This is a genomic window from Agrobacterium sp. ST15.16.024 (assembly GCF_027956545.1).
GTDB lineage: Bacteria > Pseudomonadota > Alphaproteobacteria > Rhizobiales > Rhizobiaceae > Agrobacterium > Agrobacterium cucumeris.
The window spans coordinates 1-6,887 of record NZ_JAQKGO010000025.1; the positions used below are offsets into that span (position 1 = coordinate 1).

Genomic DNA, 6,887 nt, shown 5'->3' on the forward strand with positions numbered 1-6,887 from the left:
GGGGCTCTGTGGTCATTTCTACATTAATACACGCTAAGGGCATTTTGCAGGTGACGGGAAACACATGATTTCCGCTCACCGTGATCGCGGGGCAAACTGGCCACGCAATAGGGCCATTTTTTGCGCGACAAACCCTGTCGGAATGTTAGGCTGTGCGGCAACACCTGATTTGAGGTTTGTCGCACATGTTGATCGGTTACATGCGGGTATCGAGTAGTGACGAGCGCCAGTCGGTTGCCTTGCAGCGCGATGCCCTGCTCGCGGCCGGGGTCGATGAGCGCCATCTCCATCAGGATCGCGCTTCCGGAGCGCGTGATGACCGGCCGGGTCTGAAGGCATGCCTCGGCGAATTGCGCGAAGGCGATGTCCTGGTCGTCTGGAAGATAGATCGGTTAGGCCGGTCACTCTCCCACTTGATCCGCATCGTCGAGGATTTGAAGGAACGTGGTGTCGCCTTCCGATCTCTCACGGAGGCGATCGACACCACGAATTCGCACGGCGCGTTTCTGTTCAACCTGTTCGGCTCGCTTGCAGAATACGAGAGAGTGCTGATCACCGAGCGGGTCAATGCCGGCCTGGCGGCGGCTCGCCGACGTGGCCGTAAGGGCGGGAGACCTCCAACGATCGATGCGGAAAAGGTCGAGCAGGTTCTAGCTGCTTTGGAAGCTGGCGCCAGCAAGGCGTCCGTGTGCCGGACGTTCAAGGTGGCGCGCTCGACCTTGATCGACACGTTGAAGCGGACTGGATGGACAGGCCCCGGCAAGACCGGCACGCCCGAAACCGTAGTTTGACGAGTGACCGTGGCTGATGGCGTTTCTCGATGAGCAATCGCGTGCCGTTTTATTCGAACCACCCGAAGCTTATGAAGATGCGCAAGCGCGCTATGCACTGACTTCCGAGGATATTGTCTTCGTCAAGGAGCATCGCCGGTCGCATAATCGGCTTGGCTTTGCGATCCAACTCGCACTGATGCGTGATCTGGGCCGTCTGCTGCGAATAGGCGAAGTTCCACCTCAGGCGGTTGTCTCTGTTGTCGCCGACCAGCTGGGCATCGACCCTGCAGTGTTCGAGTTCTACGCCCAGCGCGACGAAACGCGCCGGGAACACGCGCGCGAGATCGTCTCTGCACTGGAGCTTCAGCCTGTCCGGACGAGTGACTATCGCGAGTTGATAACGGCGGCGGCACGCGAGGCGGCGGCCACTGAACAAGGTGCGCCGATCGCCAAGGCCGTGATCGAAGCCTTGAAGGAACGAAAGTTGCTCGTTCCTATGCCGGAGCTGCTGATCCGTCTGGCACTGGCCGGCCGGGCGGCGGCGCGTCGACAAGCCTATCGCGAATTGATCCGGGATCTGGAGCAGCCTTCGATCGAGGCGCTTGATCAGCTCCTCGCTGAGCGGGCCGGCGATCGGAGCCACCTTGGCTGGATTGCGGAAGCACCTGAAGGGGCGAAGCTGAAGAACCTCAAAGGCTTGATCGCCCGCCTCGAGGTATTGCGCTCAGCCGCCATTCCCGACGACCGTCGCAAGACGATCCATGCCAATCGCTACGGCATCATCGCCAGGGATGCACGCATTCTGCATGCCCGGGAGATACGACGCCTGACATCCGAACGTCGCTACGCCACGCTGGCCGCCTTCGTCATCGAGAGACAGGCGTCGATCACCGACCTGACGATCGACATGTTCTGCAAAATGATTGGGAGCAACCGCCGCAAGGCCGAGATCAGCCGCACGGAACGCCGGCTAAAAGAGGCCGAGGTTCTTGATGGGGTGGCGCTTGAGCATCTCAAGCTCGGCGAGGCGCTTCTGGCCGCTCGTGCGAGCAAAACCGATCTTGCATCGGCGATCGCAGCCTCCCTCGGCTGGGACGGATTGGTCGCCAGCATGGCGGCAGCCAGATCTGTCGTCCACCCTGATCGCAGTAACGAATTCGACGAGCTCATCAAGCGGCACAAATCGTTGCGCAAGCTGGGCAGACTGATGTTCCGCACGTTCTCGTTCCGGTCGTTTCGTGCTGATGATCCGATCCTTGTAGCAGTGGACCATCTGCGCGCGCTCTATGGCGGCCGGAAATTGCCGGCGCAGGTGCCGCTCGCCTTTCTGACCCGCAAATGGCGACGCTGCGTGCGCCCGAACAGTGCCGATATCGACCTGCGCGCCTGGGAAGTGGCGGTCCTCGTTCACCTGCGAGAGCGTCTGAGGGCCGGTGACATCTGGGTCGAAGGCAGCCGGGCATGGCGCAGTTTCGAGGATTATCTTCTGCCTCGGCCGATCTTCGAGCTGATGCGCGCCGAGGGGCGGCTCGGGCTCGCACTCCCCGACAGCTTTGCCGAATGGCGAGCAGAACGGACCGCCACGCTCGATGCGAAGCTGAAAGAGCTGGCAAAGGCGGCGGCTGCCAATGCTATTCCGGATGCAGCGATTTCCGACAAGGGCCTGTCGATCTCGCCGATCCGCGAGGAGGAGCGCGACAGCATCGTCGCGCTCAGCCGCCGACTATATGTTCTGGTGCCACGGATCAGGATCACCAGCCTGCTTGGCCCGGTCGGCCCGAAGCTGCGATTTTGGCCAAGTCGAAGAACGTTGTGGGAACACGGCGGTTGTGGTTGACGGCTGACTTGGCGGGGAATGACGCTCCGCTCCGGTAAAAGGAGTGGAGTTATGAGTCTTGGTCTTTCGAGTGGAAATCTGATTGGACGCTGGAGCCTGAGCTTTTCCGACATTGATTTTGTGAACGGCAAACCGGAGCCAGCGCGGCTGGGATTGGCGGTTCAGCTTAAATTCTTCGCCGCGCACGGCTTCTTTGTGCAGGATCATGCGGCGATCCCGGCCGATGGTGTTTTGTATCTGGCCGAGCAGCTCGGCCTCGATGTTGAAGCTGTGAACCACTATGATTTCGTCGGCCGCACCGCCCGCCGGCATTACGCGGAGATTTTGCAGCACCTTGGCTTTCGGCGTCTGAAGCGGGTAGATCGAGAGCAACTGACGTCTTGGATCTCCAGTGAACTGTGCCCGAGCGGGCAGTCGGTCAGCGCCATGCTCGAGCATGTTTTCCTGTGGTGCCGGGACCGGCGTATTTACGGGCCTTCGCGCAAGGAGTTGGAACGCCTGGTGCGGTCGCAACGGCAGCACCATCTGGATAGCTGGTTGAGCGGCGTGCACGACCGGCTTTCGGCAAGCACGGTCGCATTGCTGGAGGCTTCAATCGCCGATCCGGAGGGCCAGACCGGGTTCAATACGATGAAAGGCGACGCTGGCCAGGCGTCGCTCGACAACATCCTCGGCATGACGGCGAAACTCGCCTTCATTCAGAAACTCGATCTACCGCGGGATCTTCTCGCGGCGACCGGCAAGGCCTGGGTGGAGCAGATTGTTCGTCGCGTTGGCGGCGAAAAGGCCTCGGAAATGCGGCGCCATGCACCTGCGCGGCAGATCGGGCTGTATGCGGTTTATCTCCTGTCCCGTGAGGCGCAGCTGACGGATGCGATGGTCGATCTTCTGATCGAGACGGTCCACAAGATCGGAACGCGTTCGAAACGCAAGGTCGTGGGCGATATCGCAAAGGACATCGAACGGGTCTACGGAAAGGAACGGCTGCTGGTCGAGATCGCCAGCGCCTCGATCGAGGAACCGTCCGGGCGCGTCTGCGATGTGATTTTCCCGATTGTCGGCAAGGACAAGCTGGCGGCGATCGTCAAGGAGAGCCAGGCGAAAGGGGCGCTCGATCGGCGTATATATAAGGTGATGCGCTCTTCCTGGGCCAATCATTACCGGCGCATGCTGCCCGACTTGCTTTCGGTTCTGGAATTCCGGTCGAACAACACGGTGTGGCGCCCGGTACTTGCGGCGCTCGACTGGATTCGGAGCAAGATGGATGACGGCTGCCGGTTCGTGCCGGTGCAGGACATTCCGATTGATGAGGTTATTCCCGCCAGGTGGCGCAGTTCCGTCATCGATGGCGATGGACGTGTGAACCGGATCAGCTACGAGCTTTGTGTTCTCACCCAGTTGCGCGACCGCATTCGCTCCAAGGAAATCTGGGTCGTTGGCGCGGACCGTTACCGGAACCCTGACGACGATCTTCCCAAAGACTTCGAAATCCGGCGTGACGCCTACTATTGCGGCCTCAACCTGACACCAGACGCGAGGACGTTTACGTCTGTCATCCGTTCAGAGCTTGAGCGGGAACTGCTGCTTCTCAACGCCAATATTCCGGACAATGACAAGGTCCGGCTGCTGTGGCGCGGCGAAAACCGCATCTCGATCACACCGTTCAAGCCTGCACCCGAGCCGAAAGGCCTCGATGCGATCAAAGGCGAGATCGGCGGACGCTGGCCGATGACCGGGCTGCTCGACGTGCTGAAGGAGGCTGCACTCGATACCGGCCTTCTGGATGCTTTCGAAACGTCGGCGTCGAGGGTCTCCCTATCGAAAGAAACGCTGGATCGACGGCTTTTGTTGTGCCTCTATGCGCTCGGTACGAATGCCGGGATCAAGCGGGTCGCGGGCGCAACACCCGATGTGAGCTATGAGGAATTGCTGCATGTTCATCGTCGATTCATCCATGCACCGGCACTGAGAGAGGCCTGCGCGCGGGTTGCGAACGCGACCCTGGCGATCCGCAACGCAGCCGTTTGGGGTGACGCGGGCACGGCCTGCGCGTCCGATTCCACGAAGTTCGGCGCGTGGGACCGCAATCTCATGACGGAATGGCATGCCCGCTATGGTGGGCGCGGCGTCATGATCTACTGGCACGTCGAGAAACGCGCGACCTGCGTTTACTCGCAGCTCAAGCGGTGCTCGTCTTCGGAAGTCGCTTCCATGATCGAAGGCGTTCTTCGCCATTGCACCGAATCGCCGAGAGCTACACGTGCTCCATCGAGGTCGATATCCACGAAATCGGTGGTGACGAACGGTCCTGGTAGGCACGAACGTTCAACATTCGTTCTTCAACTTGGCCAAAATCGCAGCTTCGGGCCGACTGGGCCATTAATGTAGAAATGCCCACGGAGCCCCATAATGCACCGCATGTGGAGCGACGGAACCGAGTTTTGCTGGACTAGGAATGGCTTACCCGCTGCTGCGTGAACAGTAGCTGTATAAATATCCACATCGCCGTGGAGAGATGTCCTTCGCAGGACGATGGATGAGGTAAGTTCGTAGAGGTGGCAGTGCCGGTCGCATATGGTGATCAGGACGATACCGAGATTGGATACCTCATTCTTCTAACCCCATAGTGGAAGGGCCAACGCGCCGATTCCGGAGAGAAGCAAGAACCTGCGAAAGACTTTGAAATGCGGAGATTGTGAAATATCGAAGCGCTTGACTTTAGCTCGCCGAATAGAGAAGCCACCTCTGAAAGCGGGCTTTCTACGGCGCCTTTGCGCTGACTTTCGCTGATTTGCGGCGTCAAATCAATAAGCTTCGATAAGGGTTACTTATCGAATGTTATGTGACTAACCAGAAGGCATCATCAGTGCCGGACATTAAATATCTTCTGGCGTCCGTTTGAGAATGTGTTTACCATGTTTTCAATGCGTTACGATCCAGACCAATTGCCTCTGAAGACCTTGCTGTCGCCGCTGGCCCGTGCCAGTGCAGCCTTGGCACGTCTCGACGAACGTCTTGCCCATTCGCCGGTTGGCACAGGTCTGATCGAACGGTTCCATTTTGCTGATGCCTGCGCCTCGCTGTGGCTCGACGGCGAACTGATCGAGATGGAAGATCTCATTCTGCATGACGCGGCGCGCGATATCCGTGCTCCAAGCCATCAATTGACCATTGCCCGCGACGTGCTGCAGACCCGACGTCGCATCGTAGCGCTGGCGCCCGACTGGGCACTGAGCGCGGACGGCTTGCGCCGTCTGCGGCAGGCAGGGCCTGCTGCCTCATTTGGGGATGGCGGCCAGGCGCGGCCGGTACCGTCTCCTGGGGATGGCGGCATCGTGGTGGAAAGCGAAAACGTCGCGGTGTCCGATGCGGCAGTCGGTAGAGAGGATCGGAAAGGGGAGGGGAGAGAACATCGTCTGGATGACGGGCTCGACCTGCCCGGTATTGATCTCGACGCCATCGACGCGGTTCTGGTACGGTCCGAAGAGGTGTTGTCACGTTAACTGGGCTACAGTTGCCTGCCTGACGGTTTGGGCGTAAATTTTGGCGATGCAGACATCAGATATCATCTTCAAGCGTCACCGTTTTCCGCCACAGCTTATTGCTCATGCGGTGTGGCTTTATCTGCGGTTCAACCTTAGTCTGCGTGAAGTTGAAGAAATGCTGCTTGAGCGTGGAATTGACGTATCATACGAGACAGTTCGGCGTTGGATCGCCAAGTTCGGACCCCAGATCGCGCGTAACTTGCGGCGGCGTCAGGCGCGCCCCGGCGATATTTGGTATTTGGACGAAGTGGTCGTCAAATGCGCTGGAGAGAAATTCTGGCTCTGGCGTGCGGTGGATCAACATGGCTCCGTTCTCGAAGAAATCTTGCAGAAGCGGCGTGATAAAAGGGCGGCAAAGCGACTGCTTGTGGCGTTAATGAAGCGCTATGGCTTTGCTCCCAAACGGATCATCACCGATAAGCTCCGCTCCTACGGTGCAGCAAAGGCAGAAGTGGCACCCGGCCTTGACCATTGGTCGCACAAGGCCTCAATAATCGGGCTGATAATAGCCATCTGCCGTTTAGGAAACGGGAGCGAACCATGCAAGGTCATCGGTCACCTGGAGCGTTGCAACGGTTCGTCTCCATGCACTCAGCGACCCGCAATTGTTTCTCTGTTCCATCTCGTCGCCGAGCCGCACACACAATTCGCTACCATCGCCTCGAAGCTTTCGATGCATGGAAAATTGCGGCCTGTTTCGCCTGAATATCTACGAGCCCCTGGCCTTTCCGG

At 59.1% G+C, this 6,887-nt stretch carries 3 protein-coding genes and 2 pseudogenes; all 5 read left to right on the forward strand.

Going from position 1 to position 6,887, the window contains the following annotated elements; all coding sequences use genetic code 11:
• Positions 1–185: 185 nt before the first annotated feature.
• The 5 genes and pseudogenes from PL640_RS25390 to PL640_RS25410 all read left to right on the forward strand — a co-directional run bounded on the left by PL640_RS25390 (position 186) and on the right by PL640_RS25410 (position 6,860).
• Positions 186–791: a recombinase family protein gene (locus PL640_RS25390; protein ID WP_003501158.1), complete on the forward strand. Its 606-nt coding sequence runs from the start codon at positions 186–188 to the stop codon at positions 789–791.
• Between the two features lie 16 nt (positions 792–807).
• On the forward strand, positions 808–2,610 hold the full coding sequence (locus PL640_RS25395; RefSeq protein ID WP_269825464.1) for a DUF4158 domain-containing protein: 1,803 nt from the start codon (positions 808–810) through the stop codon (positions 2,608–2,610).
• 51 nt (positions 2,611–2,661) lie between these two features.
• A pseudogene (locus PL640_RS25400) lies at positions 2,662–4,854 on the forward strand (Tn3 family transposase); the annotation flags it as partial.
• Positions 4,855–5,525: 671 nt separating this feature from the next.
• Positions 5,526–6,113, forward strand: a complete 588-nt coding sequence (locus PL640_RS25405) for a hypothetical protein (protein WP_269825462.1) — start codon at positions 5,526–5,528, stop codon at positions 6,111–6,113.
• A 46-nt stretch (positions 6,114–6,159) separates the two neighbouring features.
• Positions 6,160–6,860: pseudogene (locus tag PL640_RS25410) on the forward strand (IS6 family transposase).
• Positions 6,861–6,887: the final 27 nt, after the last annotated feature.

Bases quoted from the DNA above. Each gene is read 5' to 3' on its own strand.
- PL640_RS25405 (WP_269825462.1), top strand. From the start codon at position 5,526: ATGTTTTCAATGCGTTACGATCCAGACCAATTGCCTCTGAAGACCTTG.
- PL640_RS25395 (WP_269825464.1), top strand. From the start codon at position 808: ATGGCGTTTCTCGATGAGCAATCGCGTGCCGTTTTATTCGAACCACCC.
- PL640_RS25390 (WP_003501158.1), top strand. From the start codon at position 186: ATGTTGATCGGTTACATGCGGGTATCGAGTAGTGACGAGCGCCAGTCG.